The organism is Haloferax marinisediminis (genome assembly GCF_009674585.1).
GTDB classification, from domain to species: Archaea; Halobacteriota; Halobacteria; order Halobacteriales; family Haloferacaceae; genus Haloferax; species Haloferax marinisediminis.
The window spans coordinates 2156800-2182939 of sequence record NZ_WKJP01000001.1; the positions used below are offsets into that span (position 1 = coordinate 2156800).

General features: G+C 61.9%; 27 protein-coding genes. 19 read left to right on the forward strand and 8 right to left on the reverse strand.

The genetic code is table 11. The features are described from left to right. Nucleotides 1-2: 2 nt before the first annotated feature. From GJR98_RS11185 to GJR98_RS11205, 5 genes are all read left to right on the forward strand, one after another. Complete coding sequence (locus GJR98_RS11185; protein WP_151138461.1) at nt 3-1664, forward strand: long-chain fatty acid--CoA ligase; 1662 nt, start codon at nt 3-5, stop codon at nt 1662-1664. A gap of 134 nt (nt 1665-1798) precedes the next feature. Next, complete coding sequence (locus tag GJR98_RS11190; protein ID WP_151138463.1) at nt 1799-2950, forward strand: acyl-CoA dehydrogenase family protein; 1152 nt, start codon at nt 1799-1801, stop codon at nt 2948-2950. Between the two features lie 91 nt (nt 2951-3041). Further along, nucleotides 3042-3704 carry an AIM24 family protein gene (locus tag GJR98_RS11195; protein WP_151138473.1) on the forward strand — a complete coding sequence of 221 codons (663 nt, stop codon included), beginning with the start codon at nt 3042-3044 and terminating at the stop codon, nt 3702-3704. Nucleotides 3705-3850: 146 nt separating this feature from the next. Further along, nucleotides 3851-4666 (forward strand): SDR family NAD(P)-dependent oxidoreductase, encoded by an 816-nt coding sequence (locus GJR98_RS11200; RefSeq protein WP_151138475.1) that lies wholly within the window; start codon nt 3851-3853, stop codon nt 4664-4666. A gap of 57 nt (nt 4667-4723) precedes the next feature. Beyond that, nucleotides 4724-5527, forward strand: coding sequence for an N-acyl homoserine lactonase family protein (locus GJR98_RS11205; RefSeq protein WP_151138477.1), 804 nt, complete (start codon nt 4724-4726; stop codon nt 5525-5527). Between the two features lie 142 nt (nt 5528-5669). Here GJR98_RS11205 and GJR98_RS11210 read toward each other — a convergent pair whose 3' ends face one another. Together GJR98_RS11210 and GJR98_RS11215 are read right to left on the reverse strand one after the other, a co-directional pair. Further along, nucleotides 5670-6251 (reverse strand): DsrE/DsrF/DrsH-like family protein, encoded by a 582-nt coding sequence (locus GJR98_RS11210; RefSeq protein ID WP_151138479.1) that lies wholly within the window; start codon nt 6249-6251, stop codon nt 5670-5672. Beyond that, entirely contained in the window at nt 6248-6499 is a 252-nt protein-coding gene (locus GJR98_RS11215) for a sulfurtransferase TusA family protein (protein ID WP_151138481.1), read from the reverse strand. The genes GJR98_RS11210 and GJR98_RS11215 overlap by 4 nt, the downstream gene beginning before the upstream one ends. A 269-nt stretch (nt 6500-6768) precedes the next feature. Here GJR98_RS11215 and GJR98_RS11220 point away from each other — a divergent pair, with 269 nt between their 5' ends. The 8 genes from GJR98_RS11220 to GJR98_RS11250 all read left to right on the forward strand — a co-directional run bounded on the left by GJR98_RS11220 (nt 6769) and on the right by GJR98_RS11250 (nt 11967). Beyond that, nucleotides 6769-7956, forward strand: coding sequence for an MBL fold metallo-hydrolase (locus GJR98_RS11220; protein WP_151138483.1), 1188 nt, complete (start codon nt 6769-6771; stop codon nt 7954-7956). Then, nucleotides 7957-8448 carry a YeeE/YedE family protein gene (locus tag GJR98_RS11225; RefSeq protein ID WP_151138485.1) on the forward strand — a complete coding sequence of 164 codons (492 nt, stop codon included), beginning with the start codon at nt 7957-7959 and terminating at the stop codon, nt 8446-8448. It abuts the gene before it with no gap. Then, a complete protein-coding gene (locus GJR98_RS11230; RefSeq protein WP_151138487.1) occupies nt 8445-8909 on the forward strand; it encodes a DUF6691 family protein in 465 nt (154 codons plus the stop codon). Before GJR98_RS11225 ends, GJR98_RS11230 begins: the two co-directional genes overlap by 4 nt. 575 nt (nt 8910-9484) lie before the next feature. Then, entirely contained in the window at nt 9485-9634 is a 150-nt protein-coding gene (locus GJR98_RS17505; protein WP_191965453.1) for a DUF7512 family protein, read from the forward strand. Then, nucleotides 9631-10677, forward strand: a complete 1047-nt coding sequence (locus GJR98_RS11235; RefSeq protein ID WP_191965487.1) for a sulfite exporter TauE/SafE family protein — start codon at nt 9631-9633, stop codon at nt 10675-10677. Before GJR98_RS17505 ends, GJR98_RS11235 begins: the two co-directional genes overlap by 4 nt. Nucleotides 10678-10797: 120 nt before the next feature. Next, on the forward strand, nt 10798-11178 hold the full coding sequence (locus GJR98_RS11240) for a helix-turn-helix domain-containing protein (protein WP_151139432.1): 381 nt from the start codon (nt 10798-10800) through the stop codon (nt 11176-11178). Nucleotides 11179-11288: 110 nt separating this feature from the next. Then, nucleotides 11289-11495: a DUF7835 family putative zinc beta-ribbon protein gene (locus GJR98_RS11245; RefSeq protein WP_151138489.1), complete on the forward strand. Its 207-nt coding sequence runs from the start codon at nt 11289-11291 to the stop codon at nt 11493-11495. Between the two features lie 79 nt (nt 11496-11574). Further along, the gene (locus tag GJR98_RS11250; protein ID WP_151138491.1) at nt 11575-11967 is read left to right on the forward strand and encodes a response regulator transcription factor; all 393 of its coding nucleotides are present in this window, start codon (nt 11575-11577) and stop codon (nt 11965-11967) included. An 8-nt stretch (nt 11968-11975) separates the two neighbouring features. On the opposite strand, the gene GJR98_RS11255 is transcribed toward GJR98_RS11250, so the two are convergent. Together GJR98_RS11255 and GJR98_RS11260 are read right to left on the reverse strand one after the other, a co-directional pair. Continuing rightward, nucleotides 11976-13721 carry a bacterio-opsin activator domain-containing protein gene (locus GJR98_RS11255; protein WP_151138493.1) on the reverse strand — a complete coding sequence of 582 codons (1746 nt, stop codon included), beginning with the start codon at nt 13719-13721 and terminating at the stop codon, nt 11976-11978. 141 nt (nt 13722-13862) lie between these two features. Beyond that, nucleotides 13863-15881, reverse strand: coding sequence for a sensor histidine kinase (locus tag GJR98_RS11260; RefSeq protein WP_151138495.1), 2019 nt, complete (start codon nt 15879-15881; stop codon nt 13863-13865). 534 nt (nt 15882-16415) lie between these two features. Here GJR98_RS11260 and GJR98_RS11265 point away from each other — a divergent pair. Next, nucleotides 16416-16721, forward strand: coding sequence for a UPF0058 family protein (locus tag GJR98_RS11265; RefSeq protein WP_151138497.1), 306 nt, complete (start codon nt 16416-16418; stop codon nt 16719-16721). 87 nt (nt 16722-16808) lie between these two features. Next, nucleotides 16809-18551 carry a DNA mismatch repair protein gene (locus GJR98_RS11270; protein ID WP_151138499.1) on the forward strand — a complete coding sequence of 581 codons (1743 nt, stop codon included), beginning with the start codon at nt 16809-16811 and terminating at the stop codon, nt 18549-18551. A 43-nt stretch (nt 18552-18594) separates the two neighbouring features. Here GJR98_RS11270 and GJR98_RS11275 read toward each other — a convergent pair whose 3' ends face one another. After that, entirely contained in the window at nt 18595-18816 is a 222-nt protein-coding gene (locus GJR98_RS11275) for a DUF7511 domain-containing protein (RefSeq protein WP_151138501.1), read from the reverse strand. Between the two features lie 252 nt (nt 18817-19068). Between GJR98_RS11275 and GJR98_RS11280 the strand changes: the two genes are divergently transcribed. After that, complete coding sequence (locus GJR98_RS11280) at nt 19069-19260, forward strand: DUF7576 family protein (RefSeq protein WP_151138503.1); 192 nt, start codon at nt 19069-19071, stop codon at nt 19258-19260. Between the two features lie 8 nt (nt 19261-19268). Here the strand turns inward: GJR98_RS11280 and GJR98_RS11285 are convergent, their stop codons facing one another. The 3 genes from GJR98_RS11285 to GJR98_RS11295 form a co-directional block, all read right to left on the reverse strand. Beyond that, nucleotides 19269-21623 carry an ATP-dependent DNA helicase gene (locus GJR98_RS11285; protein ID WP_151138505.1) on the reverse strand — a complete coding sequence of 785 codons (2355 nt, stop codon included), beginning with the start codon at nt 21621-21623 and terminating at the stop codon, nt 19269-19271. A 70-nt stretch (nt 21624-21693) separates the two neighbouring features. Next, nucleotides 21694-22083 (reverse strand): ArsR/SmtB family transcription factor, encoded by a 390-nt coding sequence (locus GJR98_RS11290; RefSeq protein ID WP_151138507.1) that lies wholly within the window; start codon nt 22081-22083, stop codon nt 21694-21696. Nucleotides 22084-22126: 43 nt separating this feature from the next. Next, complete coding sequence (locus GJR98_RS11295) at nt 22127-23311, reverse strand: MFS transporter (protein WP_151138509.1); 1185 nt, start codon at nt 23309-23311, stop codon at nt 22127-22129. 89 nt (nt 23312-23400) lie between these two features. On the opposite strand from GJR98_RS11295, the gene GJR98_RS11300 reads away from it, so the two are divergent. The 3 genes from GJR98_RS11300 to GJR98_RS11310 all read left to right on the forward strand — a co-directional run bounded on the left by GJR98_RS11300 (nt 23401) and on the right by GJR98_RS11310 (nt 26124). Next, on the forward strand, nt 23401-24837 hold the full coding sequence (locus GJR98_RS11300) for an NAD(P)H-hydrate dehydratase (RefSeq protein WP_151138511.1): 1437 nt from the start codon (nt 23401-23403) through the stop codon (nt 24835-24837). After that, nucleotides 24834-25352, forward strand: a complete 519-nt coding sequence (gene moaC, locus GJR98_RS11305) for a cyclic pyranopterin monophosphate synthase MoaC (protein ID WP_151138513.1) — start codon at nt 24834-24836, stop codon at nt 25350-25352. Before GJR98_RS11300 ends, moaC begins: the two co-directional genes overlap by 4 nt. 82 nt (nt 25353-25434) lie before the next feature. Further along, entirely contained in the window at nt 25435-26124 is a 690-nt protein-coding gene (locus tag GJR98_RS11310) for a hypothetical protein (RefSeq protein WP_151138515.1), read from the forward strand. Nucleotides 26125-26140: the final 16 nt, after the last annotated feature.

The following is a 26140-nucleotide window of genomic DNA, read 5'->3' on the forward strand; positions in this document are numbered from 1 at the left end:
ACATGGTAGGTGCTACCAATCAGACACTTCGACCGTTTCTGTGGCGTGCAGGCAAACTCTTCCCCGACCGCGAAATCGTCTCTCGAACCGCCGAAGGCCTCGAACGCTACACGTACTCGGAGTACGAGGGCCGTGTCGCCCAACTCGCCAACGCACTCGCCGACGCGGGCATCGGCGACGGCGACCGAGTAGCGACGTTCTGTTGGAACCACAACCGACACTTCGAGACCTACTTCGGTATCCCGTCGATGGGCGCGCAACTCCACACCATCAATCCGCTTCTCCCCGACCACCACATCCAGTACATCGTCGAGAACGCGGAAGACCGCATCATCTTCGTCGACCCCTCGCTCACGCCGAAACTCGCCGGCGCAGTCGACGAAGACGCCTTCACCTCTGTCGAGCAGTTCGTCGTGATGGCGTCGGAGGTCCCCGACACCGACCTCGACCCAGTGACCGACTACGAGTCGTTCATCGGCGACCACTCTGACGAGTACGACTGGCCGGACCTGCCGGAAGACCAACCGGCGGGGATGTGCTACACCTCCGGAACGACGGGCAAGCCGAAAGGTGTCGAGTACTCCCAGCAGATGCTCTGGGCACACACGATGGCGACACTCCCGCAGTCGGCGCTCGACATCGGAGCAGACGACGTCGTCATGCCCGTCGTCCCGATGTTCCACGTCAACGCCTGGGGCCTGCCGTTCTCGATGACTGCGGCCGGTGCGAAACACGTCTATCCCGGCCCGTCACCGACGCCGGAAGACCTCGCGAAACTCATCGAAGAAGAGGGCGTGACGATGACCGCAGGGGTGCCGACGGTCTGGCTTGGCCTCCTCGACTATCTCGACGAACACGACACGGACATCTCGTCGCTCGAACGCATCGTCATCGGCGGCGCGGCGGCGCCCAAATCCGTCATCCGACGATTCGACGAAGAGTACGACGTCGAAGTCGTCCACGCGTGGGGGATGACCGAGATGTCGCCGGTCGGCACCGTCGCCCACCTCAAACCGGGAATGGAAGAAGAACTCTCGAAGGACGAACAGTACGACAAGCGCGGGATGCAGGGACTCCTCGTCCCCGGACTGGAGATGCGCGTCGTCGACGACGACGGTAACGAGGTGCCGTGGAACGGCGAGGACTTCGGCGAACTGTGGGTCCGCGGTCCGTGGGTGACGACAGAGTACTTCGAACGCCCCGACGCGAACGAGACGGACTTCGAAGGGAACTGGCTGAAGACGGGCGACGTGGTGACTGTCGACGAAGACGGCTACGTCAAAATCGTCGACCGTGCGAAGGACGTCATCAAGTCTGGCGGCGAGTGGATCTCCTCCGTCGAACTGGAGAACACCATCATGGCCCACGACGGCGTGGCAGAAGCGACAGTCGTTGGTGTACCCCACGAACGCTGGCAAGAGCGCCCCGTCGCCTTCATCGTCCCGAAGGCGGGAACAGACGAAGGCGAACTCAAAGGCGAAGTCGTCGACCTCGTGCGCTCGGAGTTCCCCAAGTGGTGGACGCCCGACGAAGTCGTCTTCATCGACGAGGTGCCGAAGACGGCGACCGGAAAGTTCGACAAGAAGGTGCTCCGTGAGGAGTACGACGACTCGTCGCTCATCGAAGGGAAGACGCCCGACGAGGACGCGCCCGACCAGAACTGAGGCGTCGACGCTCCCTCGATTTTTTCAGGAGTCGTTTTCAGGCGTCGTCACCGTGTCCCGTGGCACACAATAAATTAGTTTGAAGTTTGTACTGGTTCCATACAGTATTTGGCCGTTCGGCCCTACGACGGTGTATGGAACTACTCGACGAATCAATCGTGCCCGAGCACGCGCGCGCCGTCAAACGACAGGCACGCGAGTTCGCCGAAGAGCACATCGAACCCGTCGCAGCGGAGTACTACGAATCCGGCGAGTATCCGCACGACGTCCTCCAGGCGGGGATGGACGCAGGACTGGTCGCACAGGACATCAGCGAGGAGTACGGTGGGAAAGGCTTCGACCTCCAGCAGATTCTCGCCATCTCTGAGGAGTTCTATCGTGCCGACGCCGGCATCGCGCTGACGCTCCAACTCGCCTCCTTCGGGTGCGAGATTATGCAGCACTACGGCTCGGAAGAACAGAAAGAACAGTGGCTTCGCCCTGTCGCCGAGAACGAACAGATTTCGGGACTCGCCGTCTCCGAACCCCAGACCGGGTCTGACATGGCCGGCATGGAGACGACGGCCGAAAAGACCGACGACGGCTACGTCCTGAACGGTGAGAAGTACTGGGTCGGCAACGCCGTCGAAGCAGACTGGCTCACGGTCTACGCCAAGACCGGCGACTCCGACGACCGCTACTCCAACTACTCGATGTTCATCGTCCCCACCGACACGCCGGGCTACGAGGCAGAACATATCCCCGAGAAGATGGGTATGCGCGCGTCGAAACAGGGGCACATCGTCTTCGACGACTGTGAGGTTCCCGAAGAGAACCTCATCGGCACCGAGGGTGGCGGTTTCTACATGCTCGCAGACTTCTTCAACCACGGCCGTATCGTCGTTGGAGGCCACGGCATCGGACTCGCTGCCGCCGCCATCGAAGAGGCGTGGGAGTTCGTCCACGACCGACAGGCCTTCGGTCGAAGCGTCTCGGAGTTCCAGTCTGTCCAGCACATCCTCGCCGACATGCGCATGGAGTTCGAATCGGCGCGCGCACTCAACTGGCGTGCCGCCGAGAAGGTCGCAAACAACGAGGACGCTGGCTTCTGGGCCGCGGCAACCAAGACGAAATCGACCGAGATGGCGGTCGACGTCGCCGAACGAGGGATGCAACTCCACGGCGGGCGGTCGGTGCTCAACGAGTACAAGATATCCCGCGTCTACCGCGACGTCCGGATTCCGGTCATCTACGAGGGTGCCAACGAGATTCAGCGCAACCTCATCTACCGGCAAGGCAGTCTCTAACTCGTCACTACCTCACCATTTTCCGGCGAACAGAGTTTTACGGTGCCCAGAGAGTCGTCTACCCAGAGTCGATTCAGACTCGGTGACTATCATGCAACTCGAAGAATTCGTCGACACACACGCACCCAAGGACAGTGGCAAGACGTTCGAACTGGAGAACTCGAAGCTCCTCGACATCACCCTCGATGGCTCGGTCATGGCCAAAGCCGGGTCGATGGTCGGCTACACCGGTGATATCTCGTTCGAACGGAAGTCTGCTGGCGGCCTGAAAGGGATGTTGAAGAAGAAAGCCACCGGCGAAGGTGACGTGATGATGGAAGCCTCCGGGGCGGGCCACCTCTATCTCGCCGACCAGGGGAAAGAAGTCCAGATTCTCGAACTCGACGCCGGCCAAGAGATTAGCGTCAACGGCAACGACGTCCTCGCGTTCGAGTCCAGCATCGATTGGGACATCAAGATGCTGAAGAGCATCGCCGGCGCGTCGACTGGCGGACTGTTCAACGTCTTCCTCGAAGGCCCGGGCCACGTCGCAATCACGACCCACGGGAAGCCCATCGTCTTGGAGACACCCGTGAGCACCGACCCGAACGCGACAGTCGCGTGGAGCGGCAACGCGTCGCCGTCGACGAAACGTGACGTGAACATCAAGAGCCTCCTCGGCCGGTCGTCCGGCGAGACGTACCAGCTTCAGTTCGCGGGCAACGACGGGTTCGTCATCGTCCAGCCGTACGAAGAAGTCCAACCGGGCCAGTAACGCAGTTCCCCCGTCAGGCTTTGACCGTCGACAGGGAATCAGTCGCGTCCTTGCCGTTCAGGAATTTTGTTGTGTCTCAGTCTCAACACCTCGTTTGCCACAATATCATCATTTACCATTAAGGTTCTCGTAACGTGCTGTGGACAATGTCAACAGACAGCCCACTCGGTGGTAAGGTATCGATTGTAACTGGTGCAGGTGGCCAAATCGGCGAAGGAATCGCCGTAGAACTCGCAAAAGCAGGAAGCGACGTTGTCATCGCGGACGTGAACGTGCTCGACACGGAGTACAACCAACAGTCTTCGAAAGAAGTCGGTGGTGCAAAACGCGCCGAAGAGGTCGCCGCACGCGTCGAAGAACTCGGCCGGCGAGCCCACATCGTGGAGTGCGACGTGACACACGCCGACCAAGTGTCCGCGATGGTCGAAGAGACCGTCTCCGAGTTCGGCGGCATCGACGTGCTCTGTAACAACGCAGGCATCATCACCGTCGATTCAGTCGAGGAGATGAAAGAAGGAGAGTGGGATTCGGTGATGGACGTGAACGTGAAGGGCGTCTTCCTCGTGTCGCAAGCGGCGATTCCACACCTCAAAGAATCGAACGGGACCATCATCAACACCGCATCGATTGCGGGGTCGATTGGTGCGGCGGGATTAGCTCATTACTGCGCCTCGAAACACGCCGTGTTAGGGTTCACGAAGTCGCTCTCGCTCGAACTGGCCGGTGACGACGTGACGGTGAACGCAATCTGTCCCGGTATCGTGGACACGCCGATGTGGAACAAGGTGTTGACGCCGACGCTCGAAGAGGACTACAAAGACACCATCGAGCGGGTCATCCCACTCGGCCGTGACCAGTCGCCCGAAGACATGGGGAGACTCGCAGTGTTCTTTGCGACGAACCGGAACATCACCGGACAGTCTGTCGTCGTCGACGGTGGTATCCTCCAGAACGTCATCTAAACTGCTGGAACCTATTTTTGAACTAACAATTATCCCTGCTCCATCCTTAGTGTGGGTATGGGTGACATTAGCGTCCACCTGGTCGACCGCGGTCGCGTCCACGCAGACATGGGATACGTCCTCGATGGCTACTCGATGGGCAGCGCATCGAATCCGAACCCAGACCACGAGATGGCCGAGTTCGTCGTCTGGAACGCCGTCATCGACGGCTCTGACCAAACACTCTTGTGGGACACCGGGTCGAATCCGGACGCAGGGAACGGCTACTGGCCTGCACCGTTGTACGAAGCGTTCTCGCACGTCGATGCCGCAGAACACACGCTCGAAGCCGACCTCGACGCGGTCGGCTATTCGATAGCCGATATCGACGGCGTGGTGATGAGCCACCTCCACCTCGACCACGCCGGTGGTCTCGCCGAGTTCGCCGGGACAGACGTGCCAGTGTACGTCCACGAGGAAGAACTGAAGTTCGCGTACTACTCCGCGAAGACGACGGAGGGGTCGATTGCCTACCTCGCCTCGGACTTCGACCACGAACTCAACTGGAACGTCGTCCACGGCGACGAACACACGCTGTTCGACGGATTCCGACTCTACCACCTGCCGGGCCACACTCCGGGCGTGATGGGTGCGCACATCGAGACTCCCGAGGGCGACGTACTCATTGCCGGTGACGAGTGCTACGTGGAGGGGAACTACACGGACGAGGTGCCGCTCGGCCCCGGATTACTCTGGAGTGACCGTCACTGGTTCGACAGTCTTCAGAAAGTAAAAGAGTTGGAACGGCGGACCGGCGGAGACGTCCTGTTCGGACACGACCTCGACCGGTTCCGTTCTTTCGACGGTGGGTGGAACGTCTAAGCGGGCGCGGAGGAAGCACGCGCCTGCGACGGTTTCGGAGACGGTTGGTGGTGGGAGCGGTGGTGGTGGTGGGAGCGGTGGTGGTGGTGGGAGCTGAAGTGGTCGATGGAGGGTGGGGGAAGCGTCAGGTGACGAACGCCGATTAGATCATGAGTTGGACGTCGGCCTCAGCCATGTGCTGGAGTGCCGTCGCCGCGCCAACGCCGGTGGTGACACCGTCGTAGAACTCGTCTTCGTCGTAACCCATCAGTTCGATGGTCATCTGACACGCTTGGAGGTCGACGCCCATGTCGAGGGACGTCTCGATGAGTTCCTCGATGGTCGCAGTCCCGTTTTCTTTGATCTTCTTTTCCATCATGCTCGTCGCGACGTTGTCCATGAACGGCAACGCAGCGATGGCGTTTGGCATCGGCATACTCGGGTTGCCGACTGCACTGAGTTTGAGGTTCTTCGACTTCTCCTCGTGGAGGATTTCGAGCCCCCAGAACGTGTGGAAAACCACGACGTCCCACCCGAAGGCAGCCGCCGTGCTCGCGAGGATGAGCGGCGGGTAGGCCATGTCGAGCGTGCCTTTCGTCGCGATGATGGTCATCGACTTCTGCCCACTGTCGTCGGTCGCCTCGCGAAGTTCTGAGACCTCGTCTTCCAGCGCCTGAATCTGAGCCTGGAGTTCTTCGATGGAGGCGTTCGTCGTATCGACAGGGGCGTCGGCGTCTGCGCTCATTCCTTCTGGATGTAGTGGAGGAAGAGTGCCTGTCCGTCTTCCTCGGACTCTTCTTGGTCGAGCATGCCGACACCGTCGGTGCTGTCAGCCCAGCCCTTCAGGTCGCTCATACTGCCGGAGTCGGTCGAGACGACTTCCAGAATCTCTCCGGACGAGAGGTCGTCGACCGCACCGCGGGTCTTGACGACAGGCATTGGGCAGGACAGTCCTTTCACGTCGAGGGTTTCGGTAGGTTCGTACTCACTCATTTTTGCGTTCACCTGTGTTGGGTGTATCCCACAATATCAGGGTGTTTCCTAAAAGTGTGTCGGTTCTTGGGTAGACTATACAATATCCAGTTCAGTTCGCATCTCATTTCCAGTATCCCTCTCAATCGCCAAGTAGAACCATTCAGCGCATTACGAGTGCGCAATCAAACTTACTCGTGAGTGGTCTCACGGCCGATTTAGTATTGTAGTAAAGACGAACGACTATGCAAACTCTTAAGTCGAGGCATCTAATAGTGGGTGATGCATACATGACTGCTCCAGACCTCCCGGAACTGGAAACCGACGTCCCCGTCATCGAACCCGAGACGCTCAAAGAGCGCATCGACAACGGTGAAGCACTCACCATCCTCGACAACCGCGTGCCATCCGAACACGAGAAGTGGCGCATCGAGGGCGAAAACGTCTCGCACGTGAACATTCCGTACTTCGACTTCCTCGACGAGGACCTCAGCGACGATATCTACGAGGACCTTCCCGAGGACGAGGAGTTCGTCGTCCTCTGTGCCAAGGGCTCGTCGTCCGAGTACGTCGCCGGGCTGCTCATCCAGGAGGGCTACGACGCAGTCGCCCTCGAACGCGGGATGAACGGGTGGGCTAGCATCTACGAGTACACCGAACTGGAGACCGACGGCGACGCCGTCGTTGCACAGTACCAGCGCCCCTCCAGTGGCTGTCTCGCCTACCTCATCGTCGACGGCGACGAGGCCGCTGTGGTCGACCCACTTCGCTACTTCTCGAACGAGTACGTCGCAGACGCGAAGGCGATGGGCGCCGAACTCAAATACGCCATCGACACGCACATCCACGCGGACCACATCAGCGGTGTCCGTACCTTGGTCGAAGAGGAGGGCGTCACCGGCGTCATCCCTGAAGCCGCCGAAGGCCGCGGCGTCGACTACGACGTCGAGTACGAGACCATCGCAGACGGCGAGACGCTCACCGTCGGCAACACGGAAATCGAAGCGGTTCACACGCCCGGCCACACGACCGGCATGACGACCTACAAAGTCGACAACGTCCTCTTCACGGGCGACGGCCTCTTCATCGAGTCGGTCGCTCGCCCCGACCTCGAAGACGGCGACGAGGGTGCCCCGGACGCCGCCGGCATGCTCTACGACTCGCTTCAAGAGCGCGTCCTGAGCCACGACGACCACTTCGTGGTCGCCTCCGCTCACTTCAGTGATGCGGCAATCCCCGCCGAAGACGGCAGCTACACGGCCACGCTCGGGGAACTGAAGGAAAACATGGGCGCACTCTCACTGCCGAAAGACGAGTTCGTCGAGTTCATCCTCTCGGACATGCCACCTCGCCCGGCCAACTACATCGACATCATCGAGACCAACCTCGGTGTGCAAACGTCGGACGACGACCGCGCGTTCGAACTCGAGCTTGGCCCGAACAACTGCGCGGCCAGCAACGAAGCTCTCACGAACTAAATGACGGGACTGACGCCGCTTCTCGTCGATAGCCTCTTCCCGAACGGAATCGCGCACTACGCGCTCGGTGGTCTCCTCATCGGTCTGGGGACGGCGATTATCTACCTCGGGACGGGCATCATCGCAGGTGCGAGCACGTTCCTCGAGTCGACGCTCTCGTACGTGTCCGACCTCCCCCGGTTCAACAAGGCGAAGTACGTCACGTCACGCGACTGGCGCGTCGTCTTCACCCTGAGCATCATCGCCGGTGCCGCCATCTACACCGTCACACTCGGTGACGGATGGTGGGTCTCGGACGTCCAACCGTGGCGCTTCGCCGTCGGTGGCGTGCTCGTCGGTATCGGAACCCGCATCGGGAAAGGGTGTACGTCCGGCCACGGGGTCTGCGGCGTCGGTTCTCGCTCGCGTACCTCGTTCGTCAACGTCGCCACCTTCATGCTCGTCGCCATCGGCGTGGCACAACTCCTGCAGGCGATGGGGGTGTCGCCATGAGCGACGACGAACACGGCCTCGGATTCATGCTGGTCGTCATCCTCGGCGGCCTCATCTTCGGGTTCGGGCTCGCGTTGAGCAACATGGCTCGACCGGAAGTCGTCATCGACTTCCTCCAGTTCGACGACTTCGGCCTCGTCTTCGTCATGGGCGGCGCCGCAGTCGTCACTGGGACCGTCTTCGCACTCGCCGAACTGTTCGGTGACAAGGCACCGCTCACCGGTGCGAGGTACGGCCGCCGCCTGAAGTCGTTCGACAAGAACGTCGTCGTCGGTGGCGTCATCTTCGGCGTCGGGTGGGGTATCTCCGGTATCTGCCCCGGTGCCGCCTATGCGAGCATCGGTGTCGGCAACTACCCCATCCTCATCGCCATCGGTGGGATGTTCGCCGGTGCATATCTGCAGGGCCTGTGGCGCGCTCGACGAGCCGACAGTGCTGCCCGCGGAACCTCCGCCGATTAAGCAACCCGCGGTCTCCGACTCACTTCTCTCCGACTCGCCTCCTACTCGATCTGCTTCGTCGGACCCATCACACCGACTCTGTTCTTCCACTCGCCACCACCTCGGCTCTCCGACCGGTCGCAAGACATCTTCCCACAGCCTCGTTCTTCGCTCGCTCGGCACGTTCGTCTCGTCGTAATCTCAATTCATCTCGCCTCACCTTGTCTCACCTCTCCCCACCTCACCCAACCTCACCCAACCTCACCCCATCTCTCCTTACTCACACTTCATTCACCGTGTTCGCTGTGAAGGGACCTGACCGGCGCCATCGAGCAGTGATAGAGTGTTGCACATGACATGAAATATTACTGTGTCATAGATAGCGGCTAAATCTGTTCGTAACACTCTGTGGTACAAATTTAGGCGAGTATTGGCGGTATTTCTATGTCCAATTCATAACTTATGCATATCCAATAGCGATATAGTATTGTACGGTGTTCCCAAAAGCGTTATATCCTCTCTCCGGTTAGCCAGCACTGTACAGGAAAGCATGATTCGTACAATATCAGCAAATCCCCTCGCGGGGTGCAGGTAAGATGTTCGGAATCGAAACGCTGTCTGGAAATGCCCAGGCAGCGGCACTCGTCGGTCTCGTGCTGGTCGAGGCGATGGTGTTGTACGTCGGGTACGGCGTGTTAGAGAGCGCGCTTGGCTCGGCCGTGATGAAGCTTCTCGGTGGAGAATAGCCGTGTTCGAACTCTTCGGAATTTCGGCCGCGATGCTAGCGATGTTCGCGAGTTTTGGCCTCCTTATCGGCATCCTCTTCGGGTTCTTCGGCATGGGCGGGTCGTTCCTCGTGACACCCGCGCTGCTCGTGATGGGATATCCATCGCGCGTGGCCGTCGGTTCTGGCCTCGCGTTCGTCTTCGGGACCTCCGTCATCGCGACGCTGAAACACCGTGACCTCGGGCAAGTCGACTACAAACTCGGTGTCTCGATGATTATCGGGACGACGATCGGCCTCGAAGTCGGGAAAGAAATCGTCCTCCACCTCGAAGAACTGGGCCTCGCCGGGAACATCATCAGCATCACGTACGTGCTGCTGCTCGGTGGTATCGGCGCGTTCGTCACCTACGAAGCCCTGAAGGGCGGCAACGGTGACGGTGGTGTCAGCCACGACGTCGACGCCGACGCCGAAATCAACGCCGACGACATCCCAGAAATCGCCAAGAAGATTCAGAGCTACTCGCTCCCGCCCATGATTACCCTCCGTGGCGGTATTCAGGTGTCGCTCTGGATGATCCTCATCGTTGCGTTCGCGACCGGTCTCCTCTCGGGCTTCCTCGGCGTCGGTGGCGGCTTCATCCGCATGCCTGCGCTGTTCTACCTGATTGGTGTTCCCGTGCCGATTGCCGTCGGGACCGACCTGTTCGAGATTATGTTCTCGGGCGGTATCGGGTCGTTCCTCTACGCGCAGTCCGGTGGTGTCGACCTCTCGATCGTCGCACCGCTCTTAGCAGGTTCCGCCCTCGGTGCCCGCGTTGGCTCTGCGGCGACCTCCATCGTCAACGAAGACGAGATCAAGATTTACTTCGGTCTGATGCTCCTGCTCGGTGCAACCGCAGTTGCAGTCCGCCAGGCCGGGAACTACCTCGGAATGGGCGTTCTCGACTACGTCAGCCTCGCGCTGATTCTCGGGTCTGCGCTCATGGTCGCTGGCGCCGTCGTCTACAGCGCCCTCAAGAGCATGCGAGCACGCACGACTGCCACAACGTCCACTGCGGACTAACTCGGAACCCGCGCCGCACCCACTCCTAATTCGGCCTCGTTTTTCGAGTCGGTGTTGTACAAAGCATACAAACCCTTTTGAAGGCTGGCCACGTACCGCCACCTGATAATGGCTAGCTCGATGGTCGAATATCTGCAATCAGACATGCAGTGTGAGGGGCTCCTCGAGTGTCTCCACGGACTCAAACAACTCGACCGACGGTGCTTCGAGGTCCTCGTCGAAACAGAGGACCCCATGACCGTCGACGAAGTCGCAGAGGCCGTAGAGCGTGAACGCTCGACTGCGTACCGCTCCATCCAGCGCCTCCTCCAGGCTGGACTCATCAAGAAAGAACAGGTCAACTACGAACACGGCGGCTACTACCACGTCTACCTCCCGACCGACCCGAACGAGGTCGCAGACGAGATGCAGCGGATGCTCAACGACTGGTACGCCCAGATGGGCACGCTCATCCAAGAGTTCCGCGACAAGTACGACGAGAAAATAGTCGCTGCAGAGTGAGTTCGATTGGCCGACGGCGCCCGGATTTTCTCGAAACATTCTGTCGGCCCAAACTGATTAGGCTCTGCGTTCAACCCGTCAGCGCCCGTAGCTTTTACCACGACCCCTCTATGTCGAAGAGTAAAAGCAGTCCCCGTCACAACGAGTTCGTCGAAGAATGCCCATCCTGTGAGTCGCGGACGCCGCACGATGTCTCTATCGAGATAAAGACCGAGAGTCGAAAACGCGAGAACCGCCAGTTCTCGCGCGAACCGTACCGGGTGACGCAGTGTACTCGGTGCGGTGACACGCGGGCCAAGCGCATGAACGACGCGTGAGTACGCTGCTCGACCCGGTACTGGCCTCCCAGGCACAGGACCGACGGGTGAATCGCCTGCCCCTCCACCGATTCGAGAGATGACACACGCTCAATCCACTGACGCGCTGACCATCCTCCTCGTCGACGACGAGGTAGCACTCGCTGACAGTCTGGCGCTGTGGCTCGAGCGACAGTTCGACGTTCGAGTCGCGTACTCCGGACGTGAGGCCCTCCAGGCGTTCGACGAAGACGTCGATGTCGTCTTTCTCGACCGAAACTTGCCCGGACTCCCCGGTGAGACGGTCCTCCAAGAGTTACACCGCCAGTCTGACCCCGACCCACCGGCGGTCGTCATGCTGAGTGCCACGCCACGCGACAAACTGTCTGAACTCCCCGTTGACGCCGTTCTCACCAAACCAGTCACGAAGACAGATATCTTCGACGCAGTCGCGAGATTTACTGGCGACACGCAGGAAGTCGCAGTCGAGTAAGCGGACGGTCAGTCGTCTGCTGGAGCCGGATTCAGTTCTTCGAAGTACGTCTCGATGAGCTTCCGCTCTGCGGCCCGGAGGTGCTCGTGGAGTGTCGGCGGCGAGATGCCGAGCGAGTCGGCGACCTCTTCTGCCGTACTCCCGCGTGGCCATTCGAAGTATCCCGAGACGAGCGACGTCTCGAGGACCGTCTTCTGCCGGTCGGTCAGTTTTCCGTCGAGTTCGTGGCGGAAGGACTCTGTCGACTGCGCCGTCTGTTCGACCTCTCGTTTGGCGACGACGGACACGTTGGGTGCCGACCCGGAGACTGCCTCGACGAGCGCGCCGTGGTCAGCGTCTGCCGCGACGTGGAGTGCGAGGCTTCCACTCCCGTTGGAGAGCGCGAGCGCTTCGATGCTCGCACCGTGGTCGATTGCCGTGAGAAGGAGCGACGCCTCGTCGATTCGAACTTCTAACACCGACTCGTCGGTTCCGTCGGTGACGATTCGAACTTTTGTGATTTCGTCGTAGGTGACGGCCTTCTCGACGACGTCGCTCGCCGACACGCCACCGACGGTGACGAAACAGGTGACGCCGTCGCCGACTTGCGCGACACCGTCGAGTGAGATGTCACACCCGGCGTCCGCGCTCAGTGCCGCGAGAACGTCCGCGTCTGCACCGACGCGAAATTCGAGTTCGACGACGCTGTCGCCGTTGAGGAGACGCTTGCTTTCTGCGGCGTTGATGCCGTTTGCGACGGTCGCACCGAGGTCGGAAAACAGGGATGCCGACTCGTCGTCGAACTCCCCTCGCTCGTCGTAGACGGCGAGCACACCGTACAGCGTTCCTTGGTAGGCGATTGGGACACAGAGCCCCGATACGTCGCCGACGTCGTCTGCTCGGTCTCCGAAGACGGCGTCTCGGTGGGCAGCAGAGATGTCGTCGAAGACGTACACGTCGTCGGGGTCGGTGGCGTCGAAGACGGCATCGACGAAACTGTGGTCGACCGCAGATGGTTCGCAGTCGAATCCCGTCTGTGCGGTACATCGAAGTCCGCCGGCCGCGGTTCGCCGGAGGACGTAGGCGGCCTCGTGGGCGTTCGCCACGGCGTCACAGACGGTCTGTTCGATGTCGTCTCGTGTCCGTGCGTCGATGAGCGCCCTGTCGATATCGCGGATGAGTCCGTTGACGCGACTCAGGCGGTCGAGTTGCCGTTCGCGGTTCCGAATCGCGGCCTCGTGTTCGGCACGAACGGTGTCGAGTCTGCTGCGTAACTCGTCGAGGGCGTCAGGTTCGCGGAGTTCGTCGACCTCACGGCTTTCGAGGACTGCTTCGGTCGATTCGAGCGCGAAGTATTCACGGACTTCGGACTCGAAACTCGACCGAAAGAGGAGTTCCTCGACGGTCTCTTTCACCTCCGTCTCGGTGACGGGTTTGACGAGGTACGCGTCGAACGGCATGTCGACGATATCCGTATCCGGTTCGACGGCCGTCATCATCGCGACGCGGCAGTCGATGTCTCGGGCCCGAATCTCGTCGAGGACGTCGTCACCCGAGACGGTGGGCATCCGTCGGTCGAGAAGGACGACGTCGACACTGTCGTCGAGGCGGTCGAGTGCCTCTTCGCCTCCGTAGGCAGTCTCGACGGCGAAGCGTTCGCCGTCGAGCCAGTATCGACAGGTGTCAGCGAGGTCTTCGTCGTCGTCGACGACGAGAACAGTCTGCTCGGTAACCCGGTGGTCCGGGTGCCCCCCCGCCGAGCGTTCGGTGACCATCGTATCGAACACACAGTTTCATCGGACAGATATATATCTACCCATCGGGGAAGGTGGAATTTACTCTCCCCAGCGACCATCCTGAGACGTTCGGGATGGTGGTGCACGGCACCGGGAGTGTGTCCGGGAGTTGCGCTTCTCTCACGCTCGTGGCAAGGTCACGACGAACCTCGACCCAGTCGGGTCGTTGTCTTCGATACGAACGTCGCCACCGTACCCGTCGACGATTTCGCGGACGAGAAACAGGCCGAATCCGTTCCCGGGGTCAGACAGGTCTTCGATTCGCTGGTCGACGATTCGGCGCTTTTCTTCGTCCGGGATTCCGGGACCGTTATCTGAGACGCAGAGGTCGACTGTCTCGTCACCGACCGTCACGTCGACGTGGACTTCCGGAGCGGGTTTGTCGTTGTGTTGCACCGCGTTCTTCAGGAGATGTTCGACGACTTCGTCGAGCAAGTCGTCGGCCATCACCAGTACGATGGGAACACTCCCGACGGACGCCTCCACGTCGTCCGTCTCCGAACGGAGTGTCGAGACGCCGTGGTCGATTGCGTCGTGAAGTGGCCGGGGTTCGAACTCGTGGGACTCTCGTTCGACGATGACCTTCATGAACGTCCGCATGGTGCCGACGAGTTCGGTCATCTCGTCGACTCTACTCCGCACCGTCTGCAGGTGTGACTCGCCTTCTGGGTCGACGAAGTCGCCGACGATGTCGGCACGAGCGCCGACCACGTTGAGGCCGTTCAGGAGGTTGTGGCGGATGATTCGGTTCACGAACTCTAACCGCTCTCGTTCGCGTCGCAGGTCACGCTCACGCTCTTTTCGGTCGGTGATGTCGTGTCCCTCGGGGACGAGCAAGACGACCTCGTCACCATCGTCGTCGAACACCGGCGTGAGAGAGAAGTCGATGGTCGCGGTTGGTTCGTCCGGTCCACCGGTAACCTCGACTTCGTACTGGACGAACTCGCCGTTGGCGGCCCGTGAGATGGCGTCTTTGAGGTCGGCGACGCGCTGGTCGTCACCGCGCCACCACGGCGTCTCCCACGCGGGGAAGCCGACGACAGCATCACGGTCGGTGTCGGCAAACTCCAGTGCGGCGTCGTTGACCCTGAGGACCGTTCCATCGCGGTTGAGAAGCCCCATGTACTGGAACGTGCTGTTGAACACTGCGTTCAGGTGTCGCTCTCGCTGTTTCTGTTCGGTCATGTCGCGGGTCACCTTCGAGAACCCGAGGACGTTCCCATCGTCGTCGGTCAATGAGGTGATGACGACGGATGCCCAGAACCGAGAGCCGTCGGCGCGGACTCGCCACCCCTCGTCTTCGACACGGCCGTCGCGTCGCGCGGTAGTGAGGAGTCGATTCGGTAGTTCTGCCTCGCAGTCTTCGTCCGTGTAGAACGTCCGAACGTGTTCACCGAGAATCTCGTCGGTCGTGTATCCCTTGATGGCCTCGGCACCGCGATTCCAACTCTCGACACACCCCTCGGCGTCGAGACGGAAGATAGCGTACTCCTCGATGTCTTCGACGATTCGCGAAAACGCCGCTTCACGGCGTTCGAGTTCGCGCTCTCGCTCGCGTCTGGCGTGTGACTCGATGCCCTGAGCGACCGCGTTGCCGAGGTTCTCGATGGGGTCGGCCAACTCGTCTCCCAGTGTTCCGTCGTGGGCTGCGTACATCGTGAGGACGCCGTATCGGTCCCCGTCGTACGTGAGCGGGACGGACGCCGCAGAACGAAACTCGTGTTCGAGTGCAGCGTCCCGAAACGGACCGTCTCCACAGTCGTCGGCGATACTGCTGGTCGTCTGGACCGCCGCTGTACGGACTGCACGCTCAGTAGGGCCGTTCCCGGTCGAGTCTGAATCAGTTACAGAGCGGTCGATAGAGTCGAGAAACCCGTCTTCTGTGCCCGCCCACGTGGTTGGTGTGATGGTCGTCGTCTCCTCGTCGACGGTCCCAATCCAGACGAACTGCAGCGACTTCGCCTGGACGAGTCTGTCGCAGACGTGCTGTTCGATATCCTCACGTTCCGATGCAGCGACGACCGTCTCGGTCACGTCGGCGATGACTTCGTTGAACGTTGCGAGAACGTCGAGGCGCGCTTCGAGTTCGCTCTGTGCGGTTGCCGACTCGTCGCCCGGCAGATTCGTCTCGCCGGTCATCCGCGGAGGTCCCCTAATCCAGTGCGCCTCTGTGGGTGCATGTACTCCCGACTCGTTCGCCCACCGACTTGTGCGTTTCCCGGTTCCGTCGGGCAGTCCCTAACTACGTAGGGCCGTGAATTAGTAGCGAGGCATTCGTTCATCTAGGTGGCCACAGTGACCTGCCCGGGTCACTCGTCGTGCCCGCACGCCCCCCTTCCAGCGGATTGTCGAACCCGACCCCCCTTTGTCCGCCCTGGGGGCGTGTCCCTGCCCAAACCCCAACTCCCTTCGAAGAACTGCCCACTGAGCGACTGGTGTTCTCTTCGGAACTGTCCGGAGGCAGTGAGTACTCTGAAATCTGTGACTCGCTCGAGGCCAGTGAGTCGTCCAAAACGAGTTCGACACCACACGTTAGACAGACTGTCAAGTACAAATTACCATGGTTTCTTTCATGTTTATATCTATTACATTCATTTCTAGCCCATTCAGATACAAGACTAAATACATGCTTTACCGCGCTCTTTACGCCTGATAAGCACATATGTGCAACACATGAGAAAGAACGAGCTCATTCACCTACACACACTGCTCGTCGAAATCGCCGGCGACTTCCTCGATCGAGGGACTGCCACACGCGAAGACCTCGAACCGTACCACCGTCTCGAAATCGGCCCGATGGCGCTTCGGTCCTGTCGTGACGACCACGAAGTCGCTGTCAGGACGCTCTCGACTGCACTCGCCGTCTGTGCTGCCCGTGACCTCGGACGCGAGACGAGCGACATCCCCGGGCAGCACCTGCTTCGCCTCCCAGAGGACACCGAGACACCCGAAACTGACCAGCGCGTCCGTTCTCACTGATTACTCTTCTCTCTGCAGTCTGCTGATTCGAGAGCGAGAGCACCCGACGACGAGAGGACCTAAGACGTACCAGTGTGACGCCCCGGTATGCGACTCGAAGACTACTGGGGGGTCGGCCCGAAGACGTCGACTCGGCTGGAATCCGCACTCGGCAGGGAGGGCGCAGTTGCCGCTATCGAGTCGGCCGACGTCCGGGCGCTCGTCGAAGCGGGCGTGACCCGCGGGCGCGCGGTTCGCATCCTTCGACGCGCCGACGGGAACAGCGGTATCGACACGCTCGCCACTCGCGACGCGCGAGACGTGTACGACGACCTGTTGACGCTCGCGAGCGACTGCGCGCTCACAGAACACGCCGCCGACCGCATCCGCGTGTTGACGCCGCTCCCTACCGTGGACGAACGTCGTGACCGACTCGAACGAGTTCTCGCCGCTAGTGAGGCGTGGTCCGCACTCTCCGACGACGCCCGCAACGCTGTCGAGTCGGCCTTCGACACGTACGACGAAGAAGGAGAAACCGAGCGTGCCGCGGTCAAGGCAGCACTCGAACTCCGAGACGCCGGCCTCCGCGGTGAGACGTTCGACGCACTCGACGAAGCGGACCCCGACGCGCTCCGAGACGCACTCGGCGCACTGGGATACGTCGACCCCGACGGGTCAGTCGCACCCGGTGCCGACGAGCGACTCGACCGGATGCGTGACCGGCTGACCACGGTCGAAGAACTCGAATCCAGCGCGTTCGACGTACTCGAAACCATCCAGGAGCGCGGCGTCAGGTCGTTAGACGACTTCCGTGCTGCCTTCGTCGAGTACGTCGCTCACGAGACCGACCTCGCGCGCGGCGAAGTCGAGTCGGCCGTCGCCGACGACGCTCGTGACGCGACCGACTTCGTGAGTACGTCGCTTCGGTCGCTTGTGACCGAACTCGAAACGGACGTCGAAGCGCGAGAAGAGACGGTCGCAGAGGAACTCCGTGACCGCATCTGGGCCGCCCGCGACGACGTCGATATCGCCGTCGAAGCAGTCGACGAAGTGGCGCTGTCGCTCTCACTTGCGCGGTTCGCAGTCGAGTACGACCTCGCGAAACCGGTCGTCACCGAGACGGGCCTCTCGGTCTGTGGCGCACGCAATCTCTTTCTGGACGACCCCCAACCAGTCTCCTACGCCGTCGGCGACCACGACCTCTCGTGTTCGTCGGGGCTGATTCCCCCATCGGGTGACCGCGTCGCAGTTCTCACGGGGGCGAACAGTGGTGGGAAGACCACACTCTTGGAGACGCTTTCGCAAGTCGCCATCCTCGCGTCGATGGGGTTGCCGGTCCCTGCAGAGTCCGCACTCGTCGGTCGCTTCGACTCGCTCGTGTTCCACCGTCGGCACGCGAGTTTCAACGCCGGTGTCCTCGAATCGACGCTCAAATCCATCGTTCCGCCGCTTTCAGACGAGGGGCGAACGCTCATGCTCGTCGACGAGTTCGAGGCAATCACCGAACCCGGCCGGGCGGCAGACCTGCTCAACGGGCTGGTGAATCTCACCGTCGACAGAGACGCCTTCGGCGTCTACGTCACCCACCTCGCCGACGAACTGAGTCCGTTGCCGTCGGAAGCGCGCATCGACGGCATCTTCGCCGAGGGACTGACCGACGAGTTGGAACTTCGTGTCGACTACCAACCTCGGTTCGGGACCGTCGGCAAGTCCACGCCCGAGTTCATCGTCTCGCGGTTGGTGGCGAACGCGCGCTCCCGCGCCGAACGCGCTGGCTTCGAAGCACTGGCTGCAGCAGTCGGCGAGGAAGCGGTACAAAAGACACTCTCCGACGCAGAGTTCGCCGGATGAGCGGGCACGGGAGGTGACGAGTGGTGACCGTCGAGTCTGTCGATTAGCGCATCTCGTCGAGAGAGACGAACGCATCGACGTTGGCGGTCAACCACGCCTCCATCTGGTCACAGCAACTGTCGCGCCGGGGATAGACGGTGACTTGGTCGGCACTCCCTCGATACGTTACGACGACACTATGGAGGAAGCAATCACCGGTCGAGTCCGAACCGGAGCGGTCAGTGGTCCCTGCAACCGAATCCTGAGAGGCGGGCACTTCGGACATTCGCCGTCACGTATACAGAGGAGACGGTGCTTACATAACCTTCACTAAGTGTGGTAAGCTTTGACAATATCGACAGATTCCACCATACTCCCGACGATGGTGAGCGGACGTGCGCCAGTGTTGAGGACTGCAGTTTTTAGCGAGTATCGTGGCTTGCTCGCCTGAAAACGGGCAGTCACACACGAACACGCGCGGGGCGACTTCTGCCGGCGGAGACGGCTTGAAGTGCCCTGACACGACATCTGTGGGTCGATGGTTGATCCCACGTCTGACTTAGAAGAGAACGTAGACCCCGAAGACGCGCCAACCTGTGCGACGTGCGGCGACCCAATCGTGAACGTCCCGACACACCGCGTCGTCACGTGGGTGGACGACGACGGTGCGGTCCAGTACCGTCACTTCTGTGACGACGAGTGCCGAGACGGGTGGGACGACGAACGATAGACGGGCGCTTACTCGACTGACGACCAGAACTGGTCGAGGCCGAACCCGAGCATGTCCGGGCTGACAGGGCGGAATTCGTCTCGTTCTTGTGCGGGGAAGTAGCCGCGGACGCCGTTCCACGAGTCACGCGCGTATCGGGCGTCCACGAAGACGCGAACACCGACTTCGTCGGTGCCGCGGATGACCCGTCCGATGGCCTGTCGCGCCTTCCGGACGGCGGGGACGGTCAGCGCCGTTTCGAATCCGTCTCCAAACTCCTTGTCGTAGGCTGTCTTCACCGCTCGCGTCCGCGGCGACGACGTGTTGATGAGCGGGACACCGCAGACGACGGCGGCCGAGAGTTTGTCGCCGCTGTAGTCGACACCCTCGGTGAGCGTCCCCCGAAGACTCGTGACGAGGACTTTGCCCGTCCCACCGAAGAAATCCCGCTTGAGGTCTTCCGTCGCGCCGTCGTCGGACGCTTCGTCCAAGAGGACCGGTTTGTCGACTCGGTCTTCGAGCGCGCTGGCCATCCACTCGGCTTCCGCGTAGTTCGGCATCCCGACGAGGACGTTTCCGGGTGAGCGTTGGCAGACTTCGACGACGGCGTCGGTGTACGCGAGGCGTGTGTCGTTCTCTTCACCGGGCGGCCCGCGGTTACTGTGGGTGAACTTCGGCACGTCGACGGCGAAACTGGCGCGGTTCGATTCGGGGAAGCCGAGACCGAAGGTCCGTTCGGCAATTGGTCGTCCGTCGTCGGCGAGGGCGTCGAGGCCGGTCACGCGCCGGAACACGTCGATTGGTTCGAGCGTCGCACTCATCAGGACGCCACCACCGAAGTCACCCAGTCGCTCGGCGATGGCCTCACCGGGGACGCAGTTGTGGACCGAGAGTCGGGCGTTGTAGGCACGGCGCCACGACTCGGGCGGTTCCAGTTCGTCCCACGTCCGTTCGAGGTCGATGGCGCGGAAGTGTTTCTCGTGGTCTGCGTAGGCCCACGTCGCGAGCGCGCGTCCGGCGGCGGGTGCGGCCCGCCGCTTGTCGTCTTCTTCGACCGAGTCGAGAATGTGGGCGACGGCCGACCCAGTCGCTTCGGCGCGCACCCACGTTCCCTCGTCGTATCCGGTATCCTCCGCCCACTCGGTGAGTTCGTCGACGGCCGGTTCTTCTGGGTCGCGCAGCGGAATCTCCTCGTCGGTGAGTTCGGTCATGTCGGCGCGCCACCCGACGTACTCCGTATCGAGGTGGGCCGTCACACGTCGGTCGAGTTCCTCGCGGAGGTCACGGATGAAGTCGCGCGTCTCTTTGAGTTCGCGGAGCGTCACGTCTGCCTCTTTCAACTCGCCGCGGACGAGGTCGGCATCGGCGGTCGATTTTCCGGCGTCGTCGAACTCGACGGGTTGGATGACGCGCGTGAACTCGCTCTCTGCGTCGCGGAGGGTTCGGTCGCCGACGCCGACGGAGACGAGGTCGCGGACGCGAGGTTCGAGCATGTGTGCTTCGTCGCAGATGACGAACGTCGAGTCGTCGACGAGCGCGCCGGTGAACGTGCCGACTGTCGTGGGGTCGAACGCGTGGTAGTAGTTGCCGACGACGACTTCGACGTGTGGCAAGAGCGCGCCCATCACCGAATGCGGACACGACCCTGCCCCCGCGGCCAGCGAGACGAGGTCGGACGTGGTGATGAGTCCCTTGTCGTCGAACTCGAACGGGACCGCTTCGATAGGGTCGCCATCCTCCGGGAGGTCGGCGAGGAAGTTCGCGTAGAACGGGCAGTACTCCACGTCTTCGTACTCGGGCATCGACTTCGGGTAGGGCGTCGGTTCGTCCGCGGTTTCGAGGTACGACGGGCCAGCATTCGTCGCGCCGGTGTCGAGGAGGCCAGTCTGTTGCTCGCGTGCGTCTTTCGCCAACGCCTCGGCACTGGTGCGCCCGCCGTCGCCGACGAGCCCACGGGTTCGGTCGCGGAGGCCTTCACAGCGGTCGTACACGCTCGACTCGTCGATGCCGCCGCACCGTTCTCTGCTGTACGGACAGACGTCTGCTTTCCCGACGAGTGTGAGTCCGGAGACGGGTTTCCACTCGTCAGGGAGGTTCTCGTTGATGGTTCGGAGGTCGGCTTCGAACTGCCGGAGTTGCTGTTTGACGCTCGTCAGCACGAACACCCGTTCGTAGTCGGAATCGGGGTCGCGGACGAGTTCGATGCCGGCGGTGAGCGCCAGCATCGTCTTGCCAGTCCCGCACGCGCCTTCGACGACGGCGAATCCGTCGTCGCGGGCGGTTGCTATCGCAGTCTCGATTCCGTCGGCCTGCTCCGGATACGCCTCCGGGTGGCCGAACACCTCCTGCCAGGTCACGCTCTCAGGTCCAGTTGCGACGGCCATAGGGGTGTCGGTGAGTGGCCGCTGATTCGTACTTGAACGTTCGCAGGAGATGGGGGTTCGCGCCCGAGAGTCACTCGAGGAACGACGAGATGGCGTCAGCGAAGTCTTCCCGGTTCCCCTCGTTCCCACCGACGCAGACGACGAGCGGCCCGTCTGTGGGGCCATACACCTTCATCTCGCGCCCTTTTTCGGAGTATCGCGTCCCCGCAATCCGGACTAAGTCGGCGTCGACGAGGTTTCCGAGGTGGTGTCGCGCGTTCTGAATGGAGGTATCGACCGTCTCCGAGAGTTCTTTCGCCGTCGCGGGGGAGTCGTGGAGCGACGAGAGAATGTCGCGAGCGGTGTCGCACGAGAGGCACCCGATGAGTTGCTCCGTCTCGTCGTCGTCGAGCCAGTGGACGCGAGGGGTCCCCTCACCACCGGCGTCGACGTTTCCTTCGGACGGTAGCAACCCTGACATGATATGAAAAATCAGGTGAAGTAAGTAAACCGTTTCGGGACCATCACACTACCGACTCTTCGTGGCGAGAGAGGCCAGGAAGTCGGTCAACGGCGTAGAGCAGTGCGAGCACCGCGACGACGACGAGGAGACTCACTGACAACGTCCGAAACACGAGTTCGAATCCGAAGTCGGCTTCTGTTAGGAAGCCGACAGCACCGCTCCCGTTGGCTTCCAAGAGGAGCGCCGCACCACTGAACACCGCGTAGGCACTCCCGCGAGCATCGTCCGGGAGCGACGAGAGCATGAACGTGTCGAGTGCGGGGAACAAACTGTGGACGACGTATCCCAGAATGGCGACGACGACGGCCACGACGACGAACCCCTGCGCGTACGTGAGGGCGAACAGCGACCCCGTGAACGCGACGAGGAGCGCGAAGATGTAGGGCACGTGCGGGAGTTTGTCGGCGAGTCGCCCCGACACCGAGAACGCCGGGACACCTGCCGCGAAGATAATCGTGAGCATCGTGCTCGCGACTGCCGGACTGAACCCTTTCGCCTGTGTCATGTACGAGACGAGGAAGTTGAACAGGCCTTGCCAGATGAACCCGGCGGGGGCGATGAGGAGGATACCTGTGAGGATGAGTTTCCAGTGGCCGAGCGCGGCAGAGAAGTCTCGGTCGACGCCGGTTCCCGTCTCTGTACTGCCGTCCCGAGAGACGACGAAGAGCGTGATGGTGATGATGGCCGCAGCGACCGACAGCGCCCAGAAGGTCTCACGCCACGAAAACGATGCGAGGATTGCGACGACGACTGGCGCGGCGACGACGGCCGCCACCTGACTCGCAGCGCCGTGGATGCCGACCATCCGGCCGACGCGTTCGGGGAACAGTTCGCCGACGAGCGGAACTGCCGAGACGAAGTACGCACCGGACGCGAGGCCGAGGCCGAACGCGCCGATTTGGAGTGTCAGAATCGACGTCGCACTCGCGGTGAACGCCGCGGCAGCGACGAGCAAGGTTCCTGCCCCGAGGACGACGCGGTCTCTCGGGATGCGCGTGAGGAGGTAGCCGACTGGGATGCGAGGGAGTGCCGTTCCCAACCAGACCAGACTCGTGACGACGCCGATGGTCGCCGGGCCGACGCCGAACTGCAGTTGGAGCGTCTCGACGAGCGGCGGAAACGCGACGCGACCGAAGTTGACGAGGAAGACGAGTCCGCAGAGAGTTCCGAAGAGACGACGGGTCACTGCCACCAGTTTTCCCGGACGTGAGTCAAACGTTGCGGAAGTGACCGCCGACCACACATGTTAACGCGGGGCCGGGCGAACGACTCATCATGATTACGAGTCGACGCATGGCCGCGGTCGATGTGAACGCCGAGTCGCTCGGCGTCCCGCGGAAACAACTCATGGAGTCGAGTGGGAACGCCGTCGCTCGGGTCTGCCGTGACCTCGCCGACCCCGGGTCGTCGGTCGCAATCGTCGCCGGGCGGGGCAACAACGGGGGCGACGCCCTCGTCGCCGCCCGGTTTCTGAAGGAGTACGACGTAACCGTCCACTTGCTTGGTCGTCCAGAGACTATCTCGACCGACATCGCCCGCGAGAACTGGGACGCACTCGTCGCCAGCGAGGCCGACCTTCGAACCGTCAGCGACTCCTCGACGTTCGACCTCGGCGACCCCGACCTCGTCGTGGACGCGATGCTTGGAACCGGCGTGACCGGCGCACTCCGAGAACCCGAAGCGACCGCCGCCAAGGCGTTCAACGACTCGTCGGCGACAGTCCTCGCCGTCGACGTTCCCTCTGGTGTCGATGCCGACACGGGCGAGGCCGCAGGCGTCGCCGTCGACGCGGACCACGTCGTCACCTTCCACGACGACAAACCGGGCCTCGGGTCGCTCGGCTGCGACGTCACAGTCGCAGACATCGGTATTCCGGCGGCCGCCGAACTGTTCACTGGACCGGGTGACCTCCTATCGCTCCGCCGCGACCCCCAGAGTCACAAGGGCGACCACGGCGACGTACTCGTCATCGGCGGCGGCCCGTACACCGGCGCGCCTGCATTAGCCGCACAGGCCGCCCTCCGGGCCGGTTCCGACCTCGCCCGTGTCGCCTGCCCCGGACACGTCGCTCGCGAGGTTCAGGGCTACTCGGAGAATCTCATCGTTCGTGGATTCGAGGGAGACCACCTCGAACCCGACCACGTCCCAGCCCTCCTCGACTTCGCCGCCGACCGCGACGTGGTCGTCTTCGGCCCCGGCCTCGGCGACGCCGACGAGTCACTCGCAGCGGTTCGTGAGTTCCTCGACGCCTACGACGGAACCGCCGTCGTCGACGCCGACGCCTTGCAGGTCGTCCCCGACGTGGACACCGAGGCGACGCTGATTTGTACGCCGCACCAAGGAGAATTACAGAAGATGGGCGGCGAGACGGATGCAGACTGGGAGACGCGGGCAGACCTCGTTCAGGAGTTCGCCGCAGACCTCGGTCACGTCCTCCTCGTCAAAGGTGCCTACGACGTAGTCTCTGACGGTGACGAAGTCCGAATCAACCGAACCGGCAACCCCGGGATGACCGTCGGCGGAACCGGTGACGTGCTCGCTGGGGCGACTGGCGCACTCGCGAGCGTCCTTCCCCCGCTCGACGCGGCCGCGGTCGCGGCGTACGCGAACGGCCGCGCAGGTGACTTCGCCGCCGACGAGTTCGACGGCGGACTCGTCGCCACAGACCTGCTCGAACGACTACCTGCTGCCCTCCGGAGTGATGACGAATGAGCGATGACACACACCCAGACGAGTCGAACAGCGGCGACGAACGAGAACTGACGCACGTCGACGAACACGGAAACGTCCAGATGGTCGACGTGGGGGCGAAACCAGACACCCGTCGGCGGGCCGTCGCACGCGGAACGATTCACCTGAGCGAGTCGACGATTCGCGCCATCCGCGACGACCAAATCGGGAAGGGCGACGTCCTTGCCACTGCTCGCATCGGCGCGATTCAGGCGGTCAAACACACGTGGGAGACGATTCCGATGTGCCACCAGATTCCCATCACGAACGTCGACACCGAGTTCGACGTGGCAGAGGACTCGGTCACGCTCTCTGTCACCGTCGGGACGACCGGAAAGACCGGGTGTGAGATGGAGGCACTGGAGGGCGTGACGACCGGCCTCAACGTCGTCTGGGATATGGTGAAAGCCGCCGAGAAAGACGACGACGGCCAGTATCCGAGAACGAAGATTACGGATGTGGAAGTCCTGACGAAGGAGAAAGAGACGGTCGAGTAAGTCCGGCGAGTCTGTCGAACTTCCGGCGCAGTCCAGACCCACCAGCAGAACGTGTAAGTTGTTGGTCTCGTGAACTGTCTCTATGCCCGATTCCGGTCCCACCGTCGACGCTCCAGCAGACGCAGCAGCGGTCGCACGACGCTATCAGCGTCTCGAACGCCCGTTGAGTGGTGTCGTGTCACTCCTCGCTGTCGGTGTCGTCGCAGCGGCGCTGTTCTTCTTCCCCCTCTTCGTTGGACTCCTCATCGCTGTCGCCATCGTCGCACTGCTTCGAATTCCGTTCTTCCAGAGCAGTGGCACCGCCCACTTAGCATCCAGTGCCGCGACTGAAACGGTCGTTGACGAATTCGAGAGTGAAACCCCGCCGCCGCTGGCATTCCAGTGGGGTATCGCCGACAGCATCCACTCGGAAACGGATGGTGCAGTGTACGAACTCTCGTATCTGTTCGGACTCCGGTCGGTGACTGTCGAGACCGAGGTACAGTCACGCGAATCGCCTGAGAGCGAGCCGGCTAAGAGCGAACCCGCCGACAGCGAGCCCGCTACCGAACTCACGCTGGCGGTCACGGCGGGAGGGCAACCGTGGGCAACGTATTCGTTCTCGATACGCGAGGGCGATGCCGAGACACACGTAGACGTCGAGTGGGAATCAGACCGTAGATTCGAACTCAGACAGCTCCCACAGTGGTTCGTCACCGAACGCTACCGCGACGACGTTCTCTCCGCACAGGGCTACCGTGTCCTCGAACGAGACGCGTCGCTCTCGCTGTAGTCGTCTCTTCGAACTA

Coding starts and splice junctions, on each gene's coding strand:
- GJR98_RS11185 (WP_151138461.1), top strand. CDS start 3: ATGGTAGGTGCTACCAATCAGACACTTCGACCGTTTCTGTGGCGTGCA.
- GJR98_RS11190 (WP_151138463.1), top strand. CDS start 1,799: ATGGAACTACTCGACGAATCAATCGTGCCCGAGCACGCGCGCGCCGTC.
- GJR98_RS11195 (WP_151138473.1), top strand. CDS start 3,042: ATGCAACTCGAAGAATTCGTCGACACACACGCACCCAAGGACAGTGGC.
- GJR98_RS11200 (WP_151138475.1), top strand. CDS start 3,851: ATGTCAACAGACAGCCCACTCGGTGGTAAGGTATCGATTGTAACTGGT.
- GJR98_RS11205 (WP_151138477.1), top strand. CDS start 4,724: ATGGGTGACATTAGCGTCCACCTGGTCGACCGCGGTCGCGTCCACGCA.
- GJR98_RS11210 (WP_151138479.1), bottom strand. CDS start 6,251: ATGAGCGCAGACGCCGACGCCCCTGTCGATACGACGAACGCCTCCATC.
- GJR98_RS11215 (WP_151138481.1), bottom strand. CDS start 6,499: ATGAGTGAGTACGAACCTACCGAAACCCTCGACGTGAAAGGACTGTCC.
- GJR98_RS11220 (WP_151138483.1), top strand. CDS start 6,769: ATGACTGCTCCAGACCTCCCGGAACTGGAAACCGACGTCCCCGTCATC.
- GJR98_RS11225 (WP_151138485.1), top strand. CDS start 7,957: ATGACGGGACTGACGCCGCTTCTCGTCGATAGCCTCTTCCCGAACGGA.
- GJR98_RS11230 (WP_151138487.1), top strand. CDS start 8,445: ATGAGCGACGACGAACACGGCCTCGGATTCATGCTGGTCGTCATCCTC.
- GJR98_RS17505 (WP_191965453.1), top strand. CDS start 9,485: ATGTTCGGAATCGAAACGCTGTCTGGAAATGCCCAGGCAGCGGCACTC.
- GJR98_RS11240 (WP_151139432.1), top strand. CDS start 10,798: ATGGTCGAATATCTGCAATCAGACATGCAGTGTGAGGGGCTCCTCGAG.
- GJR98_RS11245 (WP_151138489.1), top strand. CDS start 11,289: ATGTCGAAGAGTAAAAGCAGTCCCCGTCACAACGAGTTCGTCGAAGAA.
- GJR98_RS11250 (WP_151138491.1), top strand. CDS start 11,575: ATGACACACGCTCAATCCACTGACGCGCTGACCATCCTCCTCGTCGAC.
- GJR98_RS11255 (WP_151138493.1), bottom strand. CDS start 13,721: ATGGTCACCGAACGCTCGGCGGGGGGGCACCCGGACCACCGGGTTACC.
- GJR98_RS11260 (WP_151138495.1), bottom strand. CDS start 15,881: ATGACCGGCGAGACGAATCTGCCGGGCGACGAGTCGGCAACCGCACAG.
- GJR98_RS11265 (WP_151138497.1), top strand. CDS start 16,416: ATGAGAAAGAACGAGCTCATTCACCTACACACACTGCTCGTCGAAATC.
- GJR98_RS11270 (WP_151138499.1), top strand. CDS start 16,809: ATGCGACTCGAAGACTACTGGGGGGTCGGCCCGAAGACGTCGACTCGG.
- GJR98_RS11275 (WP_151138501.1), bottom strand. CDS start 18,816: ATGTCCGAAGTGCCCGCCTCTCAGGATTCGGTTGCAGGGACCACTGAC.
- GJR98_RS11280 (WP_151138503.1), top strand. CDS start 19,069: ATGGTTGATCCCACGTCTGACTTAGAAGAGAACGTAGACCCCGAAGAC.
- GJR98_RS11285 (WP_151138505.1), bottom strand. CDS start 21,623: ATGGCCGTCGCAACTGGACCTGAGAGCGTGACCTGGCAGGAGGTGTTC.
- GJR98_RS11290 (WP_151138507.1), bottom strand. CDS start 22,083: ATGTCAGGGTTGCTACCGTCCGAAGGAAACGTCGACGCCGGTGGTGAG.
- GJR98_RS11300 (WP_151138511.1), top strand. CDS start 23,401: ATGATTACGAGTCGACGCATGGCCGCGGTCGATGTGAACGCCGAGTCG.
- moaC (WP_151138513.1), top strand. CDS start 24,834: ATGAGCGATGACACACACCCAGACGAGTCGAACAGCGGCGACGAACGA.
- GJR98_RS11310 (WP_151138515.1), top strand. CDS start 25,435: ATGCCCGATTCCGGTCCCACCGTCGACGCTCCAGCAGACGCAGCAGCG.